The organism is Haloleucobacter albus, from assembly GCF_052492075.1.
The window spans coordinates 88,173-109,982 of record NZ_JBQWAS010000021.1 but is presented as its reverse complement, the minus strand read 5'-3'; the positions used below and the strand labels follow the sequence as shown (position 1 = coordinate 109,982).

Genomic DNA, 21,810 nt, shown 5'->3' with positions numbered 1-21,810 from the left:
GGCGCAGGCCACAGATCTGCGCGACGGGCACCCCTTGTGTGCGGATCATGAGGGTGCACGACATCTCGTAGGTCGCTCGGGAGAAGCTACAATATGCTCCATCCGGGTGACAGGCTCCATTAACGAATCATTAGCGTTTTCCCCAGCTCCTTGCGAGCTTTTCGTGCTCAATGCTGCCGTGTCTGCTGCTCAGGGCTTGTTCCTGCCTGTGTCCAGCCTCGGCATTTGTGCTGCGCCCGGATATGAAGCCGTTGTCGCATGTGCCTGTACAAGTGCCTGTAGAAAATGGGCGAATGGTTGCCGGGGCGCAGTTTGAAAAAGGCCATCCGCAACTGTAGAGCCCGTGCCGCCGACATGGGGCAGGCTTCCTGTCTGGCTCGATCATGGGGGGTGTTGCGTGCTGTGCGGAAATGAAGTCCTTATCTGCGGGCGAGAATTGTTGACCTCGCGCGCGCGTTCATTAGAATTCATTTTGCAGGGTCGTCCCCCCGCTGGGGCGGCCCTTTTTAGTTTTTATTCGCGTGGCCACTGGTGCCCAAAAGGCTCCGGGTGCGGCACGTTTTTCCGGTTTCTAGCCGGTTCGCAGATCCAGTCCACGAGACGCTCCACGAGGAGGGGCGCTCTGAAACGTTGAACCCAGTACCCTCAGGAGGGTCCTTTGATTACCGCCGTTCTGCCGACCTATGCGCGCATCGACCTCGAATTCGAGAGGGGAGAGGGCTGCTGGCTCGTCACGACGGACGGGCGACGTTTTCTGGATTTTACCGCCGGCATTGCGGTGAATGTGCTGGGTCATGCCCATCCCTATCTGGTCAAGGCGCTGGAAGGGCAGGCTGAAAAGCTCTGGCACATCTCCAACCTGTTCCGCATTCCCGGTGGGGAGCGGCTGGCACAGCGGCTGTGTGACGCCACCTTTGCCGATACCATGTTCTTCACCAATTCCGGTGCGGAAGCGCTGGAATGCGCGATCAAGATGGCGCGGAAATATCACTATGCGAATGGTGAGCCGGAGAAGAACGAGATCATCGCCTTCAAGGGCGCTTTCCATGGGCGCACGCTGGCGACCATCGCGGCTGGCGGCAACGCGGCCTATATGGCTGGTTTTGAGCCTAATCTGCCAGGCTTCGCCCATGTGCCCTTCGGTGATATCGAGGCCGTGCGCGCGGCCGTGACACTGCGCACCGGGGCGATTTTGCTGGAGCCGGTGCAGGGGGAGGGCGGTGTGCGTGTCGCCCCTCCCGGCTTCCTGAAGGCGCTGCGCGACCTGTGCGACGAAAAGGGCCTGCTACTGGTGCTGGATGAGGTGCAGTGCGGCGTGGGCCGTACGGGCAAGCTCTTCGCCCATGAATGGGAGGGCGTCACGCCCGATATCATGGCCGTGGCCAAGGGTATTGGCGGCGGCTTTCCCATGGGGGCGTGCCTTGCGACGGAAGAAGCCGCCAAGGGCATGACGCTGGGCACGCATGGCTCCACCTATGGCGGCAATCCGCTGGCCATGGCCGTGGGCAATGCCGTGCTGGATCTGGTGCTGGAAGACAATTTCCTCGTGCATGTGAATGCGGTCAGCGCGCATCTGCACAAGGCTTTGCATGCGCTGGTGGAGCGCTACCCTTCTGTGTTGCAGGAGGTGCGGGGCAAGGGCCTTCTGGTTGGCCTGAAGCTCAAGGTTCCGGTGGGTGACATGGTGACCGCACTGCGGGCCGAAGGTCTGCTGGCGCCGGCCGCCAGCGATAATGTGTTGCGTTTGTTGCCTCCGCTCGTGGTGAGCACGGAGGAGGTGGATCTGGCTGCGGAGAAGATTGGCGCCGCCTGCCAGTATCTTGAGGCTGTTGCGGCCCGGCAGGGCAAGGCCGCAGCGCCGGAGGGCGCAGCGTGATGGGGACGGAGAACACTGTGCGCCACTTTCTTGATCTGACGGAACTTTCTGCCGCCGAATTGCGCAAGCTGCTGGATTTCTCAAAGGCCCTGAAGGGGCGCTTCCGGGAAGGAACGCAGGAAAAGCCGCTGGCCGGAAAGATCCTCGCCACCGTTTTTGATCGTCCTTCCACCCGCACGCGCGTGTCTTTCGATGTGGGCATGCGCCAGCTCGGTGGCGAAACCATCATGCTCACGGGCGCTGAGATGCAGCTCGGCCGCGGCGAAACCATCGCCGATACGGCCCGCGTGCTCTCGCGCTTCGTGGATGCCATCATGATCCGCATTCTGGATCATGATGCGTTGCTGGAGCTGGCGGAATACGCCACCATCCCGGTCATCAATGGCCTGACGCGGGTCTCCCACCCGTGCCAGGTGATGGCGGACGTGATGACCTATGAAGAGCATCGCGGCCTCATCACCGGCCGCAAGGTGGCTTGGGTGGGCGATTCCAACAATGTGTTGGCCTCGTGGATACACGCTGCGGAACGCTTTGACGTGACGCTGAATGTCGCCACGCCCAAGGCGTTCGCGCCCCGGCAGGATATGCTGGATTTCGTCGCGAAGACCGGGGCAAAGGTCCAGTTCATGGAAGATCCGAAAGCGGCGGTGGAAGGTGCAGATTGCATCATCACAGATACCTGGGTTTCCATGGGCGACAAGGAGGCGGATCGACGTCACAAGCTGCTGGCGCCTTATCAGGTCAACAGTGCGTTGATGGGGCTGGCGCACAAGGATGCGCTCTTCATGCATTGCCTTCCCGCCCATCGCGGGGAGGAAGTGACCAGCGATGTGATGGATGGTCCGCAATCTGTGGTCTTTGATGAGGCGGAAAACCGCCTGCACGCCCAGAAGGGCATCCTCGCCTGGTGTTTTGACGCCGCGGGGGAATGAGGAGAGAACCTCATGAGCGCTGACGATAAGGGTGCTTCCGGTAAAGGCGCTTCCGGCAAGGGGGGCGCGAGCCAGCCTGCTGATGACAAGGCCGGCTCCACCAGCCGTGGCGCCAGCGCCGAGGTGGTCGATAATATCGTCACCCCGTTCCAGGTGGATGCGCTGGATCTGCGCGGGCGCTCCGTGCGGCTGGGTGCGGCCATGGATGCGGTGCTGGCCCATCATGATTACCCCGCCCTCGTGAAGCGTGTGCTGGGTGAGGCGGTGGCGCTTGCCGTGCTGCTGGGTTCCTCGCTCAAGTTTGAGGGGCGCTTCATTCTGCAAACCCAGACGGATGGGCCCGTGAACATGGTGGTGGCGGATTTTGTCGCTCCAGACAAGATCCGCGCCTATGCCCGTTTTGATGACGAGGCGTTGGCGGAAGCCGTGCAGAAGGGTGAGGTGGATGTTCCCGCGCTTCTTGGGCGCGGCCATCTGGTGATGACCATTGACCAGGGCTTGTCCACCAATCGTTATCAGGGTGTTGTGGCTCTGCAAGGTGAGGGGCTGGAAGAGGCGGCTCACGAATATTTCCGCCAGTCGGAGCAGATCCCCACTCTGGTGCGTCTGGCCGTGGGTGAGGAAATGCAGGCCGGCGGCAATGCCTCAAAATGGCGAGCCGGCGGCGTGATGATTCAGTTCTTCCCACAGGATGCTTCCCGCGCCCGCATGGTGGACCTGCATCCCGGTGATGCGCCGGGTGGTGCATCAGGTGCGGACGCTGCGGAAGATGATGCCTGGGCCGAGGCCCGTGCACTGATTGGCACGCTGGAGGATGTGGAACTGCTGGATCGTGATTTGTCCAGTGAGCGACTGCTGTTTCGCCTGTTTCACGAAAATGGCGTGCGGGTATTTGATACCGTGCCTATCACGGCGCACTGTTCCTGCTCGCGCGAGCGTGTGGCCGGCGTTCTCGCCGCCTTCCCGCGCGATGAGCAGGAGGCCATGGTGCAGGATGACGGCAAGCTGACCGTGACCTGTGAATTTTGTGGCCGCACCTATGAGTTCGAGGCTGAAGAGGTGGTGGGTAGCACTGTGCAGAGCTGCCCGTTGGGGCAGTAGGCTCCAGATTTCGCCAGATATATTCACATATTGAAAAGGCCGGAGCATTGCTCCGGCCTTTTGATTATCTGGCCTCAGCCGGGCCGGCGCGCAATCTCATGGAGATGCGCGCCGCGTGGCGTTCAGTCATCCAGTTCCAGAGTCGGCTCGGCCCGGCGTTCGAGAACACCGCGAATGGCATCCACCAGCTCGCTTTCCTTCACTGCGAACTGGGCCGGGCGCACGGCACGATATTCGGCATTATCGGCGATGGAGGCGGCGATCCTTGCGCCCTCCACCAGATCCTTGATCTGGACTTCGCCGGCTTCCTTCTCGTTGGACCCCTGAATGATGACCGCCGGCGCGCCGCGCTTGTCGGCATATTTCATCTGCGCCTTCATGCCGCCGCCGCCCATATACATTTCGGCGCGGATGCCATTGGCGCGCAGATTGGAGACCATCTTCATGTAGTCGGCAATGCGGCTGGGCTGCTTGTCCATCACCAGCACCACGACAGGGGCGAGCTCTGCCTCCGCATCCAGCTTGCCCAGCGCGGCCAGCGCCGAAAGCAGGCGGGAGACGCCGATGGAGAAGCCCGTGGCCGGCACCTTCTCGCCCTTGAAGCGGGCCACCAGCCCATCATAACGCCCGCCACCGGCCACCGAGCCGAAGCGCACCGGATGGCCCTTCTCATCGCGGATTTCGAAGGTCAGCTCGGCCTCATAGACGGGGCCGGTATAATATTCGAGCCCACGCACGACGGAGGGGTCGATTTTCACCCGGTCCTGATAGCCGGCTGCGGCGACCAGCGCGGCAATGTCGCGCAATTCTGTCATGCCTTCCTGGAAGCTGGCGTTGGAGACGAGGGCCGCGGCCATCTCCACATCACCCCCCATCTCGATCTGCGCGCCATCACCATCAGCGGAAAGGCCGCTCTCGCCGGAGAGCATGGCGAGTACAACGGCGCTCTGGCGTTCATCCAGCCCGGCACCCTTGGTGAAATCGCCGCTCTCATCCTTGCGGCCCGCGCCCAGAAGCAGGGCTACGCCCTCAAGGCCGAACTTGTCGAACTTGTCGATGGCCCGCAGCACGGTGAGGCGACGGCCGAAATTCTCGTCCCCGCCAATGCCGATGACCTCCATCACGCCATCCAGCACCTTGCGGTTGTTGACGCGGATGATGTAATCGCCCCGCGGCACGCCCACCGCTTCCAGCGTATCGGCGGCCATCATGCAGATTTCGGCGTCGGCCTGCACGCCGGGCGCGCCCACCGTATCGGCATCGAACTGCATGAACTGGCGAAAACGCCCCGGCCCCGGCTTTTCATTGCGGAACACATAGCCGGCCCGATAGGAGCGGAAAGGCTTGGGCAGGGTGTCATAATGTTCGGCCACATGGCGGGCCAGCGGAGCGGTGAGGTCATAGCGCAGCGAGAGCCACTGCTCGTCATCATCCTTCAGCGAGAACACGCCTTCATTCGGGCGGTCCTGATCCGGCAGGAATTTGCCCAGCGCATCCGTATATTCCATCATCGGTGTTTCAAGCGCGTCAAACCCGTAGAGGGCGTAGACAGCGCGGATCTTGTCCAGCATGGAATGGGTGGCGGAAAGCTCCGGGCCGGTGCGGTCTGCAAGGCCGCGGGGAAGCCGGGCCTTCGGCTTGAAGTCTTTCGCCATGGGACTCTCGATATTTCTAGGGACATGAAAGGGCTGTGTGGTGCGGCACGCATCGCACGCACCACACAGCCTTGCTCTTAAAAGATGCGGCGGCACACGACAAGGCGGTGGCATGATGTTGCCTGCCGGCAGTGCCCTGAAGAAGATGGTGCTGCGGCTTCAGATGAGCGGGGGAATGGTGGGAGCAATGGGCACTTCCAGCACCACCGGGCCTGCGCCGCTAAAGCCAGCCTTCACCTGTGCCTTCAGGGTGTCCAGATTGGTGATGCGTTCGGCTGCACATCCATAGCCTCTGGCCAGGCTGACAATATCAATGTCAGGAATGTCCAGCCCCGGCACGCCTGGGGTTTCCTCCAGCCGTGCAAAGGATTTGAGGATGCCATATTGCCCGTTGCGCATCACGATGAACACAATGGGCAGATTGTTTTGCGCGGCAGACCACAAAGCCTGCACGGAATATTGGAAGGAGCCGTCGCCCACCACCATCAAGACCGGACGATGGCGGCCGGTGTCACGTTCACCCAAGGCAATGCCAACGGAAGCCGGCAGATTCCAGCCCAGCCCGCCAGAGGCAAAGGTAAAGAAGGTGGCCGGTTCCGTAATAGGCCAGGCGCGGTGCAGATCGGCCAGATTGGAAGGGCTTTCTTCCACCAGAACAGCATGTTCCGGCCGAACATCCGCCAAGGCCGCAAACACATCAGCCGCAGTGGGAAGGCCGCTGGCATCCTGATGGGGCGGATGGGCGGGCTGCGGAGCCAGATGGTGCGGGGCAGGTGTTACAGCGCTGACCGTGGCGGGCGCTTCCGGCGTATGCACCAGATGGAGCAGCGCCTGTGTAGCCAGCACGGCGTCACCCACCAGACTGTCGCCCACCGGGGCGCGGGCGGTTTCTGCCGGATCATCAGAAATATGGAGCAGATGCAGACCTTCCGGCAGATATTCACCTGGCACCCACGGATAATAGCGAAACACCGGGGCGCCGATGACAATGGCGACATCATGCCCCTTCAGCCGCGCGCTGAGCGGCCCCTTGGCGAAGGGCAGGCCGCCGGCATAGAGCGGGTGGGTTTCGGGGAAGGGCGCGCGCTCGCTGGCAGGGGCGGCGTAGACGGTTGCTCCCATTTTTTCGGCCAATGCGACAGCGACATCCCAGCCATTGCCGCGATCAATGGCAGCGCCAAAGATGAGCGCAGGGGAGCGGGCCGCGGAGAGAATTTCCGCAAACTCCATCAGTCGGGCCGGGTCAGGCGCAATGCGGTGGCTAACGGTGCGCACCACGGCCGGAGCTTGCATCGGCTTGTCCCAGTCATCAAGCGGGAGAGACAGGAAAACAGGACCACATGGGGCTTGCATGGCAGTGGCGCAGGCCCGCATGAAAGCCCCCGGCACATCTTCCGCGCGGCTGGGTTCATATGACCATTTCACCCAGGGCTGGGGCAGGCGTGTGGCCTCCACATTGGTGAGCCATGGCTCCATCAGCAGCATCTCACGCGTCTGCTGGCCAGCGGTGACAATCAGCGGTGTCTTGTTCAGGGCCGCAGTGATGAGATTGCCCATCGCATTGCCCAGGCCCGCTGCCGTATGGACATTCACCAGCGCGGGTTTGCCTGTGGCTTGCGCATAACCGTCAGCCATGGCGATGGCGGAGGCTTCCTGCAAGGCCAGATGATAGGTGAAATCCGCTGGAAAATCCTTCAGGAATGTTTCTTCCGTGGAGCCGGGATTGCCGAAAAATGTGGTGAGACCGAGCTGGCGTAACAGATCATATGTGACCGAACGAACCGTCATGGTCATGTGCCGACTCCAGATGATTGACGGGCTCAAAAGCCGCCCGCCCTGACACTGCCCACAGTGACTCAGCTAAGGACCATTGGCCAGCTTTCCCATGGCGTTTGGGGGGGCGCATGTAAAAAGGCCGGGCCTGAACCGCTTGCGCAGCGCCAGACCCGGCCTTCTGAACGGGATGATATGGCCCGAGGGCGAGGGTGACGCGTTTTAGCGCTTCACCACCACGCGGGTGCCCAGCGGTACGCGCGAATACAGGTCGATAATGTCCTGATTCAGCAGGCGGATGCAGCCCGAGGAAATCTGCTTTCCGATGGACCAGGGCTCGGTGGTGCCATGAATGCGGAACAGCGTATCGCGGTTGCCCTGATAGAGATACAGCGCGCGCGGACCCAGCGGATTGGTCTCGCCGCCTGGCAGGCCGCCGGCATAGGGGCCATAACGCTTGGGCTCACGCTTGATCATGTTGGGGGTCGGCGTCCAGTGCGGCCATTCCTGCTTGCGCTTGATGGTGGCCGAACCTGAAAAGGAGTAGCCCTGCTTGCCCACGCCCACACCGTAACGAATGGCCTTGCCATTTTTCTGCACCAGATAGAGGTGGCGATCCGTGATATCGACCACAATGGTGCCGGGGGCATGTTTGGTGGGGTAGCTGACCACCTGACGACGATATTTCGGGTCAACCTCTGACAGATCCACCGCATTGACGGGGTGGGGCTCGGTGTCAATCGCGGCATATCGGGAATCGAACACGCCAGCGGAAGGCGGCGGGGTCTGATTGGTGACACAGGCGGCGAGTGCCAGCGGAGCGCCCAGAATGAGCAGGAGGCGAGTCAAAAATCGGCTTTTCGTCAGATCAAGTGCCATGGTCTGCCCAACACGAAAATACGAAACGGGATGCTGCCATCGCGTATTCCGCGCGGCAGGGGCGGCGGTTCCGCCTGTCTGTCAGCGCATTCAATCGCGGTAAGGTGGCATTAAGGTTAACGCCGCGAAAAAAGTCACACCTCTCCCGCGAACATCTTTGCTGTAGCACGGTCGCTCATGTTCCGGGTTGCGCATATGCCACAGTGTGGCGGGAATGATACGGGCGGACCGGGGGCTTGAGCCTGTTCTTGTACACGGTTGTAATCACAGGGTTTTGCTCGCCACTAGGGGGGCGTCCCGCCACCCTGTTCTGTGGCGCATATGCACCATGTGCGGTGCAATATTTCAGCGCGTGAAAATCGGTTCAGTCTGCACGGGAAATGGTGCCGGGCGAGACGGTAAAATGTTCCCCGCCGTCCAATTGTGTAAAGGCGGCGGGCTCGGCACCCGTCATCCAGACCTGTGCACCCAGCTGCGCCAGGGCGCTGAACAGGCCCGCACGGCGGGCGCTGTCGAGATAGGCCACCACATCATCCAGCAGCAGTACGGGCGAAAGCCCCTGCATGGCCGTAATCAGGCGGGCATGGGAGAGGGTGAGCCCGATGAGCAGGGATTTCTGCTCGCCGGTGGAACAACGTGCGGCCGGCAGGTGCTTGGAGCCGTGGCGCACCAGAAGGTCACACAGGTGCGGGCCTTCCAGCGTGCGGCCGGCGGCTTTGTCCCGCGGGCGATTGTCGCGCAGCATAGCGCGGTAGCGGTCCTCCACCTCCAGCGCGGGGGCGGTGGCGAGCATGCGCTCAACAGCCCCATCCAGCGTGACATCGGCAAAGGGGAAGGGAGAGGATTCATCGTGGTGGGCTGCGATTTCGGCGGCCAGCCGGGCGACAGTTTCCACTCGTGCGGCGGAAACGGCAATCGCCAGCTCCGCCAGCTCATGTTCCACCGCATCCAGAAAGCGCGGGGCGCCATTCTCTTCCAGCAGGCGATTGCGCGCGCGCAAGGCCCGCTCAAGGCTGTTGACCCGGCTGCCATGGCTGCCATCAACGGCCAGAACCAGTCGATCCAGATAGCGCCGTCGGTCAGATGGGGGGCCGGTGAACAGGCCGTCCATTTCCGGGGTCAGCCAGATCACCTTGAGATGATCGAGAAAGGCGTTGGCGGAACCCGCGGGTTCGCCATCAATCCGGCTGCGGCGGGTGGTGGCTTCTGGCCCTTCCATGCCGGTGCCGAGACGCACTTCACCATAGGCCCCTTCCACCAGCGCGGACACAGCCCAAGGGAAGGCGTGTGCCGGGCCATGGGGCGTATGCTGCGGTGCGTGTGCCCCCATCTCCCGCTGGCCAATATCTGTGAGCTGGGCCCGTCGCAGGCCCCGGCCGGGGGTGAGAAAGGAGATGGCCTCCAACACATTGGTCTTGCCCGCGCCATTCGGTCCCGTCAGCACCACTGGCCCGGCTTCCACGCTGAGTCGCATTGCGCCATAGGAGCGAAAGCGGCTGAGGGTAAGGGTGCGGATACGGGCGTGAAGCATAGATGTGAGGCGATATACCAATGCGGGCGCGGCTGTTTCTCGCGGTGACAGGCCACGCGCCTTGTGTGAGATGAAATAGGCCGGTCTGTGCTTTCAAGGCAAGCGGGGAGGGCGTATGCGGCTGCGAGCAAGCCGCCGACATATGAAAAAGGGCGCAGCCCGTGGCGCGCCCTTTTGCTTGTCCGGTATCGCTTCAACTGAGGCGATCACACCCGCATGGGCATGAGCACATAAAGCGAATCCTGCTTGTTGGCGTCGCGCACCAGGGTGGGGGAGCCGGAATCAGCGAATTTCAGCTCGGCCGTGTCACCTTCAATCTGGGACATGATGTCCAGCAGATAGCGGGCATTGAAGCCGATCTCGAGCGCTTCCGCGCCATATTCCACTTCCAGCTCTTCTGTGGCGCTGCCCGAATCGGGGTTGCTGACGGAGAGGGTCAGCCGCCCATCGGCCATGGCCAGCTTCACCGCTCGCCCGCGCTCGCTGGACACGGTGGAGACACGGTCCACCGCAGCGGCGAAGGCGTCCTTGTCCACCTGTAGCAGCTTGTCATTGCCCTGGGGGATGACGCGGCCATAATCCGGGAAAGTGCCGTCAATCAGCTTGGAGGTGAGCACGATGGCCCCCACCTGCACGCGGATCTTGGTGGTGGAGACCGAGACGGACGCTTCTGCCTCTTTGTCTTCCAGCAGCTTCTGGATTTCGGCCACTGTCTTGCGCGGTACGATCACGCCTGGCAGGCCATCTGCACCTTCCGGGGCGGGCAGTTCCGCCTGAGCTAGGCGGTGGCCATCGGTGGCCACCGCGCGCAGCATCGGCGCGCTGGCCTCCCCCGTGACATGCAGATAGATGCCATTGAGATAGTAGCGCGTTTCTTCAGTGGAAATGGCGAACTGGGTCTTGTCCACCAGACGGCGCAGATCCAGCGCCTTCACCTTGAAATTATAGGCAAATTCGCCAGCGGCCAGATCAGGGAAATCAGCTTCCGGCAGGGTCTGAAGCTGGAAACGCGCGCGGGAGGCGCGCACTGTCAGCGTGCCATGCTCGCCGGAGCTTTCCAGCATCACCTGTGCCCCGTCAGGCAGCTTGCGCACGATATCGTACAGCACATGGGCGGGCACCGTGGTGGCGCCTTCCTGCGAAACCTCGGCGGGCAGGCTTTCCACCACCTCGAGGTCCAGATCGGTCGCCTTCAGTTCCAGCCCGCTGCTGGCCGCGCGGATCAGCACATTGGCGAGAATCGGAATGGTGTTGCGGCGCTCCACAACACGGTGAACATGGCTGAGCGACTTGAGAAGCTCAACGCGCTCGACGGTCACCTTCATGGCCCGTTATCTCTTCGCTCTGGCGCTCCAGCGCACCGGCCGGGCCGGGCTTCAGGTTCGCCTCCAGATTCCAGGGATGGGCCATGACCCCACAATTGCGGAACTGGCCCCTTGGGGTGGTGGCCCTCACGAGCATGCAGGCAGAACTGCTGCACGCGCGAAGGCCGGGCCGGGAAGATTGCCGCCCGTTCGGCCCCAAGGCAAGGCCGGCGGAAGAATTTTCGTGCCGGGCGGCGTCATCCGGCATCAGGACAGGCAAAAAAGGGGGCGTCAGTTCGCCCCCTCTTGCAAGGCTCAGGCTTCCTGGACGGTGCGCTTGAGCAATTCGATTTCGTCGGAGAGGCCGCGATCGGTGGCCAGCAGGCGATCAATCTTGCGCACCGCATGCAGCACGGTGGTGTGATCGCGCCCACCAAAGCGACGGCCAATCTCGGGCAGGGAACGCAGCGTCAGTGTCTTGGCCAGATACATGGCGACCTGACGGGGCTTCACCACATTGGCGGTCCGGCGCTGGGAGAGGATGTCGGCCCGCGAGACATTATAATGCTTGGCTACGATGCGCAGAATATCATCCACCCGCACCCGCTTGGGATCACAGGGGCGAATGAGATCCTTCACGGCATTTTCAGCCATTTCCAGCGTGACAGGCTCGCTGGTCAGCTGGTTGAAGGCGAGCAGCTTGTTGAGGGCGCCATCCAGATCGCGCCCGCTCTGGCCCACGCTGCGGGCCAGGAATTCCAGCACATTGGCGGGAACGCTGAAACCGGAATGCTGCTCCTGAAGAGTCTGATAGCGGCTCTTGAGAATTTGCAGGCGCAGTTCTTCTTCCAGCGTGGCGAGTTCCACCACCAGCCCGCCGGCAAGGCGTGAACGCACACGCTCGTCCAGATGCTCAAGATCGGCCGGCACGCAATCCGCCGCCACCACCACCTGTCGCCCGCCATCCAGCAGGGCATTGAGGGTGTGGCAGAATTCCTGTTGCAGATTATTGCCCTTCAGGAATTGCAGGTCATCAATCACCAGCGTGTCGATGCTGCGCAGGGCGTCCTTGAAGGCGATGGCGGAGTGGCTTTTCAGCGCCGCCACAAAACCATACATGAAGCGCTCTGCCGTAAGGTAGGTGGTGCGGCGGCCATGCTGCCTGCCCGCCCAGGCAATGGCCTGCAACAGATGCGTCTTGCCAAGGCCCACTGCGGCATGGAGATAGAGCGGATTATAGACCGGGCTCGCACCGCTTGCGGCCTCCGCAACCTGCTTGGCCGCAGCATGGGCCAGCGAGTTGGACTTGCCGACCACGAAGGTCTCGAAGGTCAGTCGCGGATCAAGTGGCGAGCCGGACGACATATCGGAGGCATCGGCGCCAGCAGAATCGGCATTTCGGGCGTTCGCAGCAAGGGCCGGGCCGGAAGAGGCGGGGGTGGCGCGTGCCGGCGTATGGGTTTCCACGGCGCGCAGACGCGCACCACCTGCGGTCGGTGTCGAGGCGGGACGACGCACGGCGGCGCTTTTGACAGCCACAGGACGCGCCACGGCGGAGCGCACCGTCAGATCCATGCGACGGCGCACGCCGGTTTCCTCGGCGAACAGCTCGGCGATACGGGGCAGATAGTTTTCCTGAATCCAGGATTTCAGGAAGCGCGTGGGCACGGAAAGGCGCACGGTTTCACCGGTGATGGCGTCCACTTCCATGCGGGCGAACCAGCTGGAAAACTTTTCCTCGCCAATTTCGTCATGCAGGCGCTGGCGCACACGCGGCCAAGGGCTCTCATCATCCATGCCCGCCGTATCCGCGAATCCCGGCTGAAAGCCGGAGCCGGTCTGGGTGGCATCGTGAGGCTGAGGCTTGAGCATGGCAGTCCTGCCGCGCATGGGCGCGTTCCTTATTGTGACGCGAAAGCCGTTCACGCACCTGAAACAGATTGCGTGGGCCGGGGCGTCGTTGATCTTGAAGACGGCAAAAACGAAAGACGGAGGGGCCGGTTTATGCCGGCGCGGTCATGCCATCGGCATTGGTCGGGCAGCGGAACCCATCCCGGCAGATATGCGTCTGCCTGTCAGGGTGCGTCACATGCCCTGCGGCCTGGATGCGGAACACAAAGGCCGAAACCTGCATGAAAGGTGCTGCATCCGGTGCCGATACTGTGCCTGAAGTCATAACCGCCCCGTCTGCCACAGACGTTTGGCGCCTGCGACGTTTGAATGAAACAGAATGTCTGGTTCCTATGGGTGCCCAAAGCTCAGGGCAAGAAGAGGCCCCTGCACCTTGGTGGCAATGTGAAGGTTCCGCTCGGTCGGGATGCGCGCAACGCGGAAGAAATGCAGTCGTGGCAAAGTCACAATACACCCCTCCTCATCCACGAAGAGCTGTAAAAGCTTCGGTCTGTAGTGGAACCCGGGAGTCTCCCCCGGAACGAGGTTGACCATACACAGGCGCTCCGGGGGGTGCAACGCCTTTCCCCTGCGCTGGGAGAATTCTGGGGGCAAGCGAAATTCATGGCGCTTTCCGGTGGGGTTTTAGGTCAGTCGGCAAACCGCTGTGAGGACAGCGAGAATCCCGATCAGGCGGAAAATGGCGGAGGCCGGACGCACCAAATGGCGCGGCAGGGCGGCAGGGCGGCTGGGGCGCGCCAGCGGGGGTGCTGTCAGGCTCTTATGCTATAACGCATTGAATTATAAGGGGTATTTTTGAGCGGTCTGGGTGCTGGAAAAAGCCGCCGCAGGGGCGTTCAAAGGGGTGGCCCTGCTTGACTCTGGACCCTCTGCTGGGGCAAGCGCGAACGATTCTCCGGGGGCGATTCTGTAGCCTCCGGCGAGGGGAATGTCGGGAGTTTGGAGCCCATATGGACAGGCGCGTTCAGGCATGCGCAAACGGCCGGCTCGCCCTGTCATGGGCTGGAGGCGGGGTGCGGGCATTCCGGCGCGCGGAGCCATCTGGTGGAGGCTGGAGCTGTGCGAACGAAAAAAGGCCCGGATGACCGGACCTTTCTCGTTTTACTTTCGGATGAAAGTAAAGATCAGGCGCTCAGCTTGCGCACGCGGGAGGCGAGGCGCGAAACCTTACGGGAAGCAGTGTTCTTGTGCAGAATGCCCTTGGTCACGGCGCGCATGATCTCGGGTTCGGCAGCCTTGAAGGCTTCCGTCGCAGCGGTGGCATTGCCGGTCGCCAGCGCATCTTCCACCTTGCGCAGATAGGTGCGCATGCGGGAACGCCGGTTGCGGTTGACTTCGGTGCGACGCGCGATCTTGCGAACCGCCTTCTTGGCGGAGGGCGTATTGGCCATCGGCCGTCCTTGCTGGTTTGCGAGAACGGAGCACCTTGGTGCGGGCCCGTCCTGACGTTGAAAATAGGATTCCGTGCGGGCAGCCGGGCTGCCTGCGGATTGAGCTGGCTTATAGTCGGCAAGGGCGCGCTCGTCAATATGGCTGCTGTGCGACAGTCCGGGCTTTGCAGGGGTGCCCGATTTCATGTGGAGGCTGGCGTCGGGAAGATGGGGTTCCGCCATGGCCTATTGAGGTGCTGGACGCGGGGCGTCTCCTTCGCGTATGTGCTTCCTGTAGTAATGATATGGAGGCGGCGCCTGCGTAGCGGGTGCGAAAGCCGGGGGTTCAGGCATGAGCGAGATGGCGGTGAACGGTCGTCCTTTGAATGGCAGCCTTGTAACGGTGTTCGGCGGTTCGGGCTTCCTGGGTCGCTATGTTGTGCGGGCGCTGGCGGCGCAGGGCTACCGGATTCGCGTGGCTGTACGCCGGCCACAACTGGCTGGTTTCCTGCGTCCCATGGGGGCTGTCGGGCAGATCGAGCCGGTGCAGGCCAATGTGCGCTTCCCTGATTCTGTCGCTCATGTGATGCAGGGTTCGGACGCTGTGGTGAATCTCGTCGGCATTCTGAGCGAGGGTGGTCGCCAGCGTTACGACAAGGTGCATGTGGAAGGCGCCAGGGATGTGGCCGTGGCCGCAGCGCGCATTGGCGCGCGCTTGGTGCATGTTTCCGCCATCGGCGCGGATGCGAAGGCGGCATCCGCCTATGCGCGCAGCAAGGCGGATGGTGAGGCCGCTGTGCTGGCCGCCAAGCCGGATGCGGTGATTCTGCGTCCTTCGCTGCTGTTTGGCACTGATGATGATTTCTTCAACCGCTTCGCCGCCATGGCCCGGACATCACCGGTGGTGCCGCTGGTGGGCGGGGGGAGCACCCGTTTCCAGCCGGTTTTCGTGACAGATGTCGCGCAGGTGGTGCAGAAGGCGGTTGATGGCGCGGCCCAGCCGGGCGCTGTTTATGAGCTGGGTGGCCCCGAAGTGCGGACCTTCCGTGAGCTGATGGACCTGACCCAGCGTGAAATCGGCACCACGCGTCCCTATCTGAACCTGCCTTTCGGCCTCGCCAGCTTCGTGGCCGGCCTGACGCAGTGGATTCCCGGTGCGCCGCTGACCTCCGATCAGGTCGCATTGTTGCGCTCGGATAATGTGGTGTCGGCTGCGGCCGAAGCTGAAGGGCGTGTGCTTTCGGCATTCGGAATCACGCCAGCGGCGTTGTCCATCGTGCTGCCGAGCTATCTCTGGCGCTTCCGCAAGGCGGGTCAGTTTACGCATCTTGAGGCGTGAGCCTGAGCAGGGCAGGATAGGGCGGCCGGATCTGGCTCCGGCCGCGCGGGAGAGCTGTGCAATGACGCTTGAAGTGAAGATCTGTGGCCTGAAGACCGCTGATGCCGTGGATGCGGCGCTGGAGGCGGGGGCGGATCTTCTCGGCTTTGTGCATTTCCCCAAAAGTCCGCGCCATCTCGCATTGGCGGATGCGCCGGCCCTCATCGCACGGGTGGGTGCGCGGGCGCAGAAAGTGGCGTTGACCGTGAATGCCGATGATGCGTTGCTGGAACAGATCATCTTGGCCTTCGGGCCGGATCTGCTCCAGCTACATGGTGCGGAAAGCCCGGAAAGGGTGGCGCAGGTACGGGCGCGATTCGGGCTTCCTGTCATGAAGGCGCTGGCCGTGGAGCGGGTGGAAGATCTGGCCGTCATCCCCGCTTATGAGGCTGTGGCCGACAGGCTGCTTCTGGATGCAAAGCCGCCGCGCGATTCGGTGTTGCCCGGTGGCAATGGCGTTCCTTTTGACTGGGATGTGCTGGCCGGCTTCCGTGCGGGCCGACCCCTCATGCTTTCCGGCGGGCTGAATGCGGGTAATGTCGCGCAGGCGCTCTCCCGTCTTCACCTCGTTCATGCTCATGTGGATGGCGTGGATGTTTCTTCCGGCGTGGAAGACGCGCCGGGCGTGAAATCGCCTGACAGGATCCGCGCCTTTGTGGCAGCGGCCCGCAAGGCAGCAGCTTCAAACCTCTCATTGAAAGCGCAGGCTTCGTGAACGCTCCCAATTCCTATCGCACCGGCCCGGATGATCGGGGCCACTTCGGTATTCATGGCGGACGTTTCGTTGCCGAAACGCTGATGCCGCTCATTCTGGAACTGGAGCAGGCCTACAAGGCTGCCAAGGCCGACCCCGCCTATCAGGCGGAGATGAATGAGTATCTCGCCCATTATGTTGGTCGTCCCTCTCCTCTCTATTATGCGGAGCGCCTGAGCGAGCATCTGGGCGGGGCGAAGATCTATCTCAAGCGTGAGGAGCTGAACCACACCGGCTCTCACAAGGTGAACAATGTGCTGGGACAGATTCTGCTGGCCCGGCGCATGGGCAAGAAGCGCATCATCGCGGAAACCGGCGCTGGCCAGCATGGCGTGGCGACGGCGACCCTGTGTGCGCGCTTCGGCCTCAAATGCGTGGTCTATATGGGGGCGGTCGATGTCGAGCGGCAGGCTCCCAATGTGTTCCGCATGAAGCTTCTGGGGGCGGAAGTGGTGCCGGTGCAGTCCGGCGCGCGCACCCTGAAGGATGCGATGAACGAAGCCTTGCGTGACTGGGTGACCAATGTCACCGACACTTTCTATTGCATCGGCACTGTGGCCGGCCCGCACCCCTATCCAGGCATGGTGCGTGATTTCCAGTCCATCATTGGCCGCGAAACCCGTGCGCAGATGATGGAGATGGAAGGGCGGCTGCCGGATCTGCTGGTGGCGGCGGTGGGAGGCGGCTCCAACGCCATGGGCCTGTTCCATGAATTTCTGGATGAGCCTTCGGTGGAGATTTTCGGTGTGGAAGCGGCCGGGCACGGCATTTCCTCGGGCGAGCATGCCGCCTCCATCGCGGGTGGCCGCCCCGGCGTGCTGCATGGTAACCGTACCTATCTGCTGATGGATGATGACGGGCAGATTCTGGAAGCCCATTCCATCTCGGCCGGGCTGGATTATCCCGGCATTGGCCCGGAGCATAGCTGGCTGCATGATACCGGCCGCGTGACCTATTTGCCCTGCACCGATCAGGAAGCGCTGGACGCCTTCCAGCTTCTGACCCGCCTTGAGGGCATCATTCCCGCTCTGGAATCTGCCCATGCGGTGGCGAAAGCGGTGGAACTTGCGCCCAAACGCGGGAAGAATGATCTCATGGTGGTCAACCTCTCCGGCCGGGGCGACAAGGATGTGCCTCAGGTCGCCGAGATTCTGGGAGACAAGCTATGAGAGCTTCCCGTTCTTGCGGGTTTCTTTCCGGGCGGTTCGGGCGGCGCATGGCCGTTGCCGGTCTGCTGGCGGGCGCAACAGTGGTGCTGCCTCTGGGCGCGGCGCTGGGGCAGCAGGCGGATGCTTCTGCGGATGCGGGCGCTCTTACCCGTCTTACCCTTGTCTCCGGTACGGTGGGGACTGATCCGGGCGGCGCTTTCGTCTCGGTCTCCGTGAAGAATGAGACAGACAAGACGCTGAACCAGATTAATGTGAGATGCCTGTTTCTGGACGGGGACAACGCCGCCGGTTCGGCTTCCACGCCCATTTATGCCACACCGCCGGGGGAAACCGGCCATGGGCAGGTGCGCCTGATTGGCGCCGACGCCACTTCCGCTTCCTGTAGAATCACCAGCGCCCAGTGAGGGTGCACGCCCTGGAAACAGGGCGCAACCACGGCTTTTCAACTGATGACCACCCGTATCGCCACCCGTTTTGCTGCACTCCGGGAGGAGGGCCGCCCGGCGCTCGTGACCTTCATTACCGCCGGCGATCCGGATGGAGAGACCTCTCTTGAGATTCTCCGGGCGCTGCCCGAAGCCGGGGCGGACATCATCGAACTGGGCGTGCCCTTCACCGATCCGATGGCCGATGGCCCCGCCATTCAGGCCGGTGGCCTGCGCGCGCTGAAGGCCGGGCAGACCCTGGCCAAGACCTTGGCCATGGTGAAGGCCTTCCGGGTTGCTGACAATGAAACCCCCATTGTGCTCATGGGCTATTTCAACCCCATCTATATCTATGGGGTGGAGCGTTTTCTCGTGGATGCGCGTGCAGCCGGGGTGGATGGCCTCATCGTGGTGGATCTGCCGCCGGAAGAAGATGATGAGCTGTGCCTGCCGGCCCTGGAGGCTGGGCTGGATTTCATTCGGTTGGCCACCCCTACGACTGATGACAAGCGCTTGCGGGTGGTGCTGAAGAACACGGCGGGCTTTGTCTATTATGTCTCCATCACCGGCATCACCGGCTCGGCCACGCCGAATGCGGATGTGGTGGGCGCAGCGGTGGCGCGCATCAAGGGGCATACGCCGCTGCCGGTGGCTGTGGGCTTTGGCGTGAAAACACCCGAACAGGCCCGCGCCATTGCCGCTGGTGCAGATGGCGTGGTGGTGGGGTCCGCTCTGGTGGAAACCGTGCGCTGCTCACTGGATGAAGCCGGCCATGCCACAGCTGAAACCGTGCCCGCCGTGTGCAAGGTGGTGCGGGGGCTGGCAGAGGCGGTGCGTTCCGTTCGCCGTTGAGTCGCAAGCCTGCGGCCTGCCGTGTGGGCTGGCCGCATTTTTGCCGCGCTGCCCCCTCATCATGGATAATCGCAGCCAGCATTGTGCCGCGCAGGCGCGGCAAAGGTGCTGTCTGGGCATTTTGCCGCTTCATCGAAATGTCAAAATGTTCTAGAGCATCCCCGGAAAAGGATGATGCCACGCAGGGCCTGTCTCATGCCCTCTATCTGGCGCGCCTTTTCTGGCGCCGGGTCTTTGTCTCATCCGGGATGAGGCCGGGATGCAGGGTTTGATGCCTGAATGCGGGCGGGCCGGGGAAGCGGCGCGTCGCGGAAGGGTGATGTCACGGGTGCCATGGTCTTTCAGGGCGGGGCACTCAATTTGTTAGGGACATTCCCGCTTTTCAGGAAACGGGGGTGCCTGGAAGGCCGGGTGTGGATATGCTGCGCTGCGAAACCGCGCCAGCCGCCCGCCGTCGGAGTAAAGCCTGTGAACTGGATTTCCAACGTCGTCCGCCCGAAGATCCGTGATTTCCTGGCGCGCCGCGAAGTGCCGGAAAATCTCTGGGTGAAATGCCCCGAAACCGGGCAGATGGTGTTCCACAAGGATCTGGAAGCCAATCTCTATGTCATCCCATCCTCCGGCTATCACATGCGGATGGATGCGGTACAGCGGCTGAAAGCCACCTTCGATGACGGCGCTTACGATGAAGTGGCGCTGCCGAGCGTGACAATTGATCCGCTGAAATTTCGTGATGAGCGCCGCTATATTGATCGCCTCAAGGATGCTCGCGCCAAGACCGGCTATCAGGATGCCGTGAAGGTGGCGACGGGGCTTCTGGACGAACTGCCCGTAACCATCGCCGTGCAGGATTTTTCCTTCATGGGCGGCTCGCTCGGCATGGCGGCCGGCGAGGCTGTGGTGACGGGGCTGGAAACTGCGGCAGAGAAGGGCACGCCCTTCATCATGTTTGCGGCCTCCGGTGGGGCGCGCATGCAGGAGGGTATTCTCTCTCTCATGCAGATGCCGCGCACCACGGCCGCCATTCAGGAGCTGCGCGAGGCAAAGAAGCCTTATATCGTCGTGCTCACCAACCCCACCACGGGCGGGGTCACGGCCTCTTACGCCATGCTGGGTGATGTGCAGCTCTCCGAGCCCGGCGCGCTCATCGGCTTTGCCGGCCCGCGCGTGATCGAGCAGACCATCCGCGAGAAGCTGCCGGATGGTTTCCAGCGGGCGGAATATCTTTACGATCACGGTATGCTCGACATGGTGGTGCATCGCCACCAGATGCGCGAGACGCTGGGCCGCCTGTGCCGGCTGATGATGAAGGCGCCGGCTGTGCCGCCCAAGGGGCGTATCAGTGGCCCGGTGGCCGAGCCCGCAGCCCCGGCTTCTTCCGAAGCGTGATTCCAGAGATGATCCTGTTCCCGGCCGGAGTGTTTGCGCTCCGGCCTCTTCATTTTCATCTGCGGGCCCTTATGGCCATCAGTCCGGCCTTGCGCATGGCTGTAAGCATGGTGGTTCGCAGAGCAAAAGTTTGAGTGCACGGCCATGGCGTTGCCGCTCCAGATGCCTGATCCTGATGCGATCCTGAACCGACTGAGCACACTGCACCCGCGCAAGATTGATCTTTCGCTGGGGCGGACGGAACAGTTGCTGGCAAAGCTGGGGGAGCCGCAAAAGCGTTTGCCGCCTGTCATCCATGTGGCGGGCACCAATGGCAAGGGCTCCACCATCGCCTTCATGCGCGCCATGCTGGAGGCTGCCGGGCGCAGTGTGCATGTCTACACCTCGCCCCATCTGGTGCGCTTCAATGAGCGTATCCGCCTTGGCGTGCCGGGGGGCGGCGAACTGGTGAGCGATGCGGCGCTGGCCGATGCGCTGGACAGGGTTGAGGTCGCCAATGCCGGCCAGCCCATCACCCTGTTCGAGATCACAACCGTCACGGCCCTGCTGCTGTTTTCCGAGCATCCGGCCGATGTGCTGTTGCTGGAAGTGGGGCTGGGCGGACGGTTCGACGCCACCAATGTGGTGGAAGCCCCGCGCACCAGTGTCATCACGCCGATTTCCATCGACCATGTGGATTTTCTTGGCAGCACGATTGAGGCCATTGCGGGCGAGAAGGCGGGCATCATCAAGCCGCGCGTGCCAGTGGTGGTGGGGGCGCAACCGCCCGAGGCGCTGGCGGTGATTGAGCGTGCGGCGCTGCGTGCGCATGCGCCCCTGTTTGTGCGGGATGAGCACTGGCATGTGCATGAAGAAGGTGGGCGGCTGGTCTATTCCGATGAGGAAGGGCTGGTGGATCTGCCCCGTCCACGCCTGATGGGGCCGCATCAGATCGACAATGCCGGCCTGGCTGTTGCCGCCCTGCGCAGCTTCCGTCTGCCTTATGCGGCTCAGGAAGAGGGCGTGGCCCGTGCCGAATGGCCGGCTCGCATGCAGCGCCTGACCAGTGGACGGCTTGTGGCGCGTGCGCCGGAAGGGGCGGAGGTGTGGCTCGATGGCGGCCATAATGCCGCTGGCGGCATTACTCTTTCTCATGCGTTGTGTGAGTTGGAGGAGCGCTGTCCGCGCCCGCTGGTTCTGGTTCTGGGTATGCTGACCACGAAGGATGCCCGCGCCTTTCTGGCTCCTTTTGCGGGGCTTGCGCGCGAGGCCATTTGCGTGCCCATGCCGGGCGAACATGCCGGACGTCCTCCCGAGGAGGTGGCTGCCGTGGCTGCGGGCCTTGGCATTCCGGTGCGGGTGGCTCATGGGGTGGGGGAGGCGCTGGCCTCTCTGGCCCGCACATCCGCCGCGCCGCCACGGGTGTTGATTTGCGGATCGCTCTATCTTGCCGGTGCGGTGCTGGAGGCCAATGGCACGCCAGTGCGTTGAGCTGGCTTTTTTGATGGTGGAGGCTGAATTTTTAGCCGGCT

17 protein-coding genes are annotated in these 21,810 nt (G+C 62.7%); 10 read left to right on the top strand and 7 right to left on the bottom strand.

Translation table 11 applies throughout. From position 1 onward, the window contains the following. Positions 1 to 658: 658 nt before the first annotated feature. Genes ACT6QH_RS04975 through ACT6QH_RS04965 form a run of 3 tightly spaced genes read left to right on the top strand, consistent with a single transcriptional unit; the run spans position 659 to position 3,909 of the window. Positions 659 to 1,876 carry an aspartate aminotransferase family protein gene (locus ACT6QH_RS04975; protein WP_444973708.1) on the top strand — a complete coding sequence of 406 codons (1,218 nt, stop codon included), beginning with the start codon at positions 659 to 661 and terminating at the stop codon, positions 1,874 to 1,876. After that, complete coding sequence (gene argF / locus ACT6QH_RS04970; RefSeq protein WP_444973707.1) at positions 1,876 to 2,808, top strand: ornithine carbamoyltransferase; 933 nt, start codon at positions 1,876 to 1,878, stop codon at positions 2,806 to 2,808. Before ACT6QH_RS04975 ends, argF begins: the two co-directional genes overlap by 1 nt. Before the next feature lie 12 nt (positions 2,809 to 2,820). After that, positions 2,821 to 3,909, top strand: a complete 1,089-nt coding sequence (locus ACT6QH_RS04965) for an Hsp33 family molecular chaperone (RefSeq protein WP_444973706.1) — start codon at positions 2,821 to 2,823, stop codon at positions 3,907 to 3,909. A 122-nt stretch (positions 3,910 to 4,031) separates the two neighbouring features. Here the strand turns inward: ACT6QH_RS04965 and hisS are convergent, their stop codons facing one another. From hisS to rpsT, 7 genes are all read right to left on the bottom strand, one after another. Beyond that, positions 4,032 to 5,564: a histidine--tRNA ligase gene (gene hisS / locus ACT6QH_RS04960; protein ID WP_444973705.1), complete on the bottom strand. Its 1,533-nt coding sequence runs from the start codon at positions 5,562 to 5,564 to the stop codon at positions 4,032 to 4,034. 159 nt (positions 5,565 to 5,723) lie between these two features. Next, positions 5,724 to 7,358, bottom strand: coding sequence for a benzoylformate decarboxylase (mdlC, locus tag ACT6QH_RS04955; protein ID WP_444973704.1), 1,635 nt, complete (start codon positions 7,356 to 7,358; stop codon positions 5,724 to 5,726). 201 nt (positions 7,359 to 7,559) lie between these two features. Continuing rightward, a complete protein-coding gene (locus tag ACT6QH_RS04950; protein WP_444973703.1) occupies positions 7,560 to 8,216 on the bottom strand; it encodes a L,D-transpeptidase in 657 nt (218 codons plus the stop codon). A 364-nt stretch (positions 8,217 to 8,580) separates the two neighbouring features. Next, positions 8,581 to 9,747 carry a DNA replication/repair protein RecF gene (gene recF, locus ACT6QH_RS04945; RefSeq protein WP_444973702.1) on the bottom strand — a complete coding sequence of 389 codons (1,167 nt, stop codon included), beginning with the start codon at positions 9,745 to 9,747 and terminating at the stop codon, positions 8,581 to 8,583. 206 nt (positions 9,748 to 9,953) lie between these two features. Further along, complete coding sequence (gene dnaN / locus ACT6QH_RS04940) at positions 9,954 to 11,072, bottom strand: DNA polymerase III subunit beta (protein ID WP_444973701.1); 1,119 nt, start codon at positions 11,070 to 11,072, stop codon at positions 9,954 to 9,956. Positions 11,073 to 11,366: 294 nt separating this feature from the next. Next, on the bottom strand, positions 11,367 to 12,848 hold the full coding sequence (gene dnaA / locus ACT6QH_RS04935; RefSeq protein WP_444973794.1) for a chromosomal replication initiator protein DnaA: 1,482 nt from the start codon (positions 12,846 to 12,848) through the stop codon (positions 11,367 to 11,369). Between the two features lie 1,238 nt (positions 12,849 to 14,086). Further along, positions 14,087 to 14,353, bottom strand: coding sequence for a 30S ribosomal protein S20 (rpsT, locus tag ACT6QH_RS04930; protein ID WP_444973700.1), 267 nt, complete (start codon positions 14,351 to 14,353; stop codon positions 14,087 to 14,089). 331 nt (positions 14,354 to 14,684) lie between these two features. On the opposite strand from rpsT, the gene ACT6QH_RS04925 reads away from it, so the two are divergent. The 7 genes from ACT6QH_RS04925 to ACT6QH_RS04895 all read left to right on the top strand — a co-directional run bounded on the left by ACT6QH_RS04925 (position 14,685) and on the right by ACT6QH_RS04895 (position 21,769). Next, on the top strand, positions 14,685 to 15,671 hold the full coding sequence (locus tag ACT6QH_RS04925; RefSeq protein ID WP_444973699.1) for a complex I NDUFA9 subunit family protein: 987 nt from the start codon (positions 14,685 to 14,687) through the stop codon (positions 15,669 to 15,671). A 61-nt stretch (positions 15,672 to 15,732) separates the two neighbouring features. Next, entirely contained in the window at positions 15,733 to 16,425 is a 693-nt protein-coding gene (locus ACT6QH_RS04920) for a phosphoribosylanthranilate isomerase (protein ID WP_444973698.1), read from the top strand. Beyond that, on the top strand, positions 16,422 to 17,633 hold the full coding sequence (trpB, locus tag ACT6QH_RS04915; protein WP_444973697.1) for a tryptophan synthase subunit beta: 1,212 nt from the start codon (positions 16,422 to 16,424) through the stop codon (positions 17,631 to 17,633). The genes ACT6QH_RS04920 and trpB overlap by 4 nt, the downstream gene beginning before the upstream one ends. Next, the gene (locus tag ACT6QH_RS04910) at positions 17,630 to 18,037 is read left to right on the top strand and encodes a hypothetical protein (protein ID WP_444973696.1); all 408 of its coding nucleotides are present in this window, start codon (positions 17,630 to 17,632) and stop codon (positions 18,035 to 18,037) included. Before trpB ends, ACT6QH_RS04910 begins: the two co-directional genes overlap by 4 nt. Positions 18,038 to 18,082: 45 nt before the next feature. Beyond that, the gene (gene trpA, locus ACT6QH_RS04905) at positions 18,083 to 18,910 is read left to right on the top strand and encodes a tryptophan synthase subunit alpha (RefSeq protein WP_444973695.1); all 828 of its coding nucleotides are present in this window, start codon (positions 18,083 to 18,085) and stop codon (positions 18,908 to 18,910) included. A 468-nt stretch (positions 18,911 to 19,378) separates the two neighbouring features. Continuing rightward, positions 19,379 to 20,299, top strand: coding sequence for an acetyl-CoA carboxylase, carboxyltransferase subunit beta (gene accD, locus ACT6QH_RS04900; protein WP_444973694.1), 921 nt, complete (start codon positions 19,379 to 19,381; stop codon positions 20,297 to 20,299). 144 nt (positions 20,300 to 20,443) lie between these two features. Continuing rightward, the gene (locus tag ACT6QH_RS04895; protein ID WP_444973693.1) at positions 20,444 to 21,769 is read left to right on the top strand and encodes a bifunctional folylpolyglutamate synthase/dihydrofolate synthase; all 1,326 of its coding nucleotides are present in this window, start codon (positions 20,444 to 20,446) and stop codon (positions 21,767 to 21,769) included. The last annotated feature ends 41 nt before the right edge of the window (positions 21,770 to 21,810 follow it).

Bases quoted from the DNA above. Each gene is read 5' to 3' on its own strand.
- ACT6QH_RS04910 (WP_444973696.1), top strand. From the start codon at position 17,630: ATGAGAGCTTCCCGTTCTTGCGGGTTTCTTTCCGGGCGGTTCGGGCGG.
- recF (WP_444973702.1), bottom strand. From the start codon at position 9,747: ATGCTTCACGCCCGTATCCGCACCCTTACCCTCAGCCGCTTTCGCTCC.
- ACT6QH_RS04895 (WP_444973693.1), top strand. From the start codon at position 20,444: ATGGCGTTGCCGCTCCAGATGCCTGATCCTGATGCGATCCTGAACCGA.
- dnaN (WP_444973701.1), bottom strand. From the start codon at position 11,072: ATGAAGGTGACCGTCGAGCGCGTTGAGCTTCTCAAGTCGCTCAGCCAT.
- dnaA (WP_444973794.1), bottom strand. From the start codon at position 12,848: ATGGATGATGAGAGCCCTTGGCCGCGTGTGCGCCAGCGCCTGCATGAC.
- ACT6QH_RS04965 (WP_444973706.1), top strand. From the start codon at position 2,821: ATGAGCGCTGACGATAAGGGTGCTTCCGGTAAAGGCGCTTCCGGCAAG.
- ACT6QH_RS04925 (WP_444973699.1), top strand. From the start codon at position 14,685: ATGAGCGAGATGGCGGTGAACGGTCGTCCTTTGAATGGCAGCCTTGTA.
- trpA (WP_444973695.1), top strand. From the start codon at position 18,083: ATGACCACCCGTATCGCCACCCGTTTTGCTGCACTCCGGGAGGAGGGC.
- ACT6QH_RS04920 (WP_444973698.1), top strand. From the start codon at position 15,733: ATGACGCTTGAAGTGAAGATCTGTGGCCTGAAGACCGCTGATGCCGTG.
- ACT6QH_RS04950 (WP_444973703.1), bottom strand. From the start codon at position 8,216: ATGGCACTTGATCTGACGAAAAGCCGATTTTTGACTCGCCTCCTGCTC.
- argF (WP_444973707.1), top strand. From the start codon at position 1,876: ATGGGGACGGAGAACACTGTGCGCCACTTTCTTGATCTGACGGAACTT.
- hisS (WP_444973705.1), bottom strand. From the start codon at position 5,564: ATGGCGAAAGACTTCAAGCCGAAGGCCCGGCTTCCCCGCGGCCTTGCA.
- mdlC (WP_444973704.1), bottom strand. From the start codon at position 7,358: ATGACCATGACGGTTCGTTCGGTCACATATGATCTGTTACGCCAGCTC.
- rpsT (WP_444973700.1), bottom strand. From the start codon at position 14,353: ATGGCCAATACGCCCTCCGCCAAGAAGGCGGTTCGCAAGATCGCGCGT.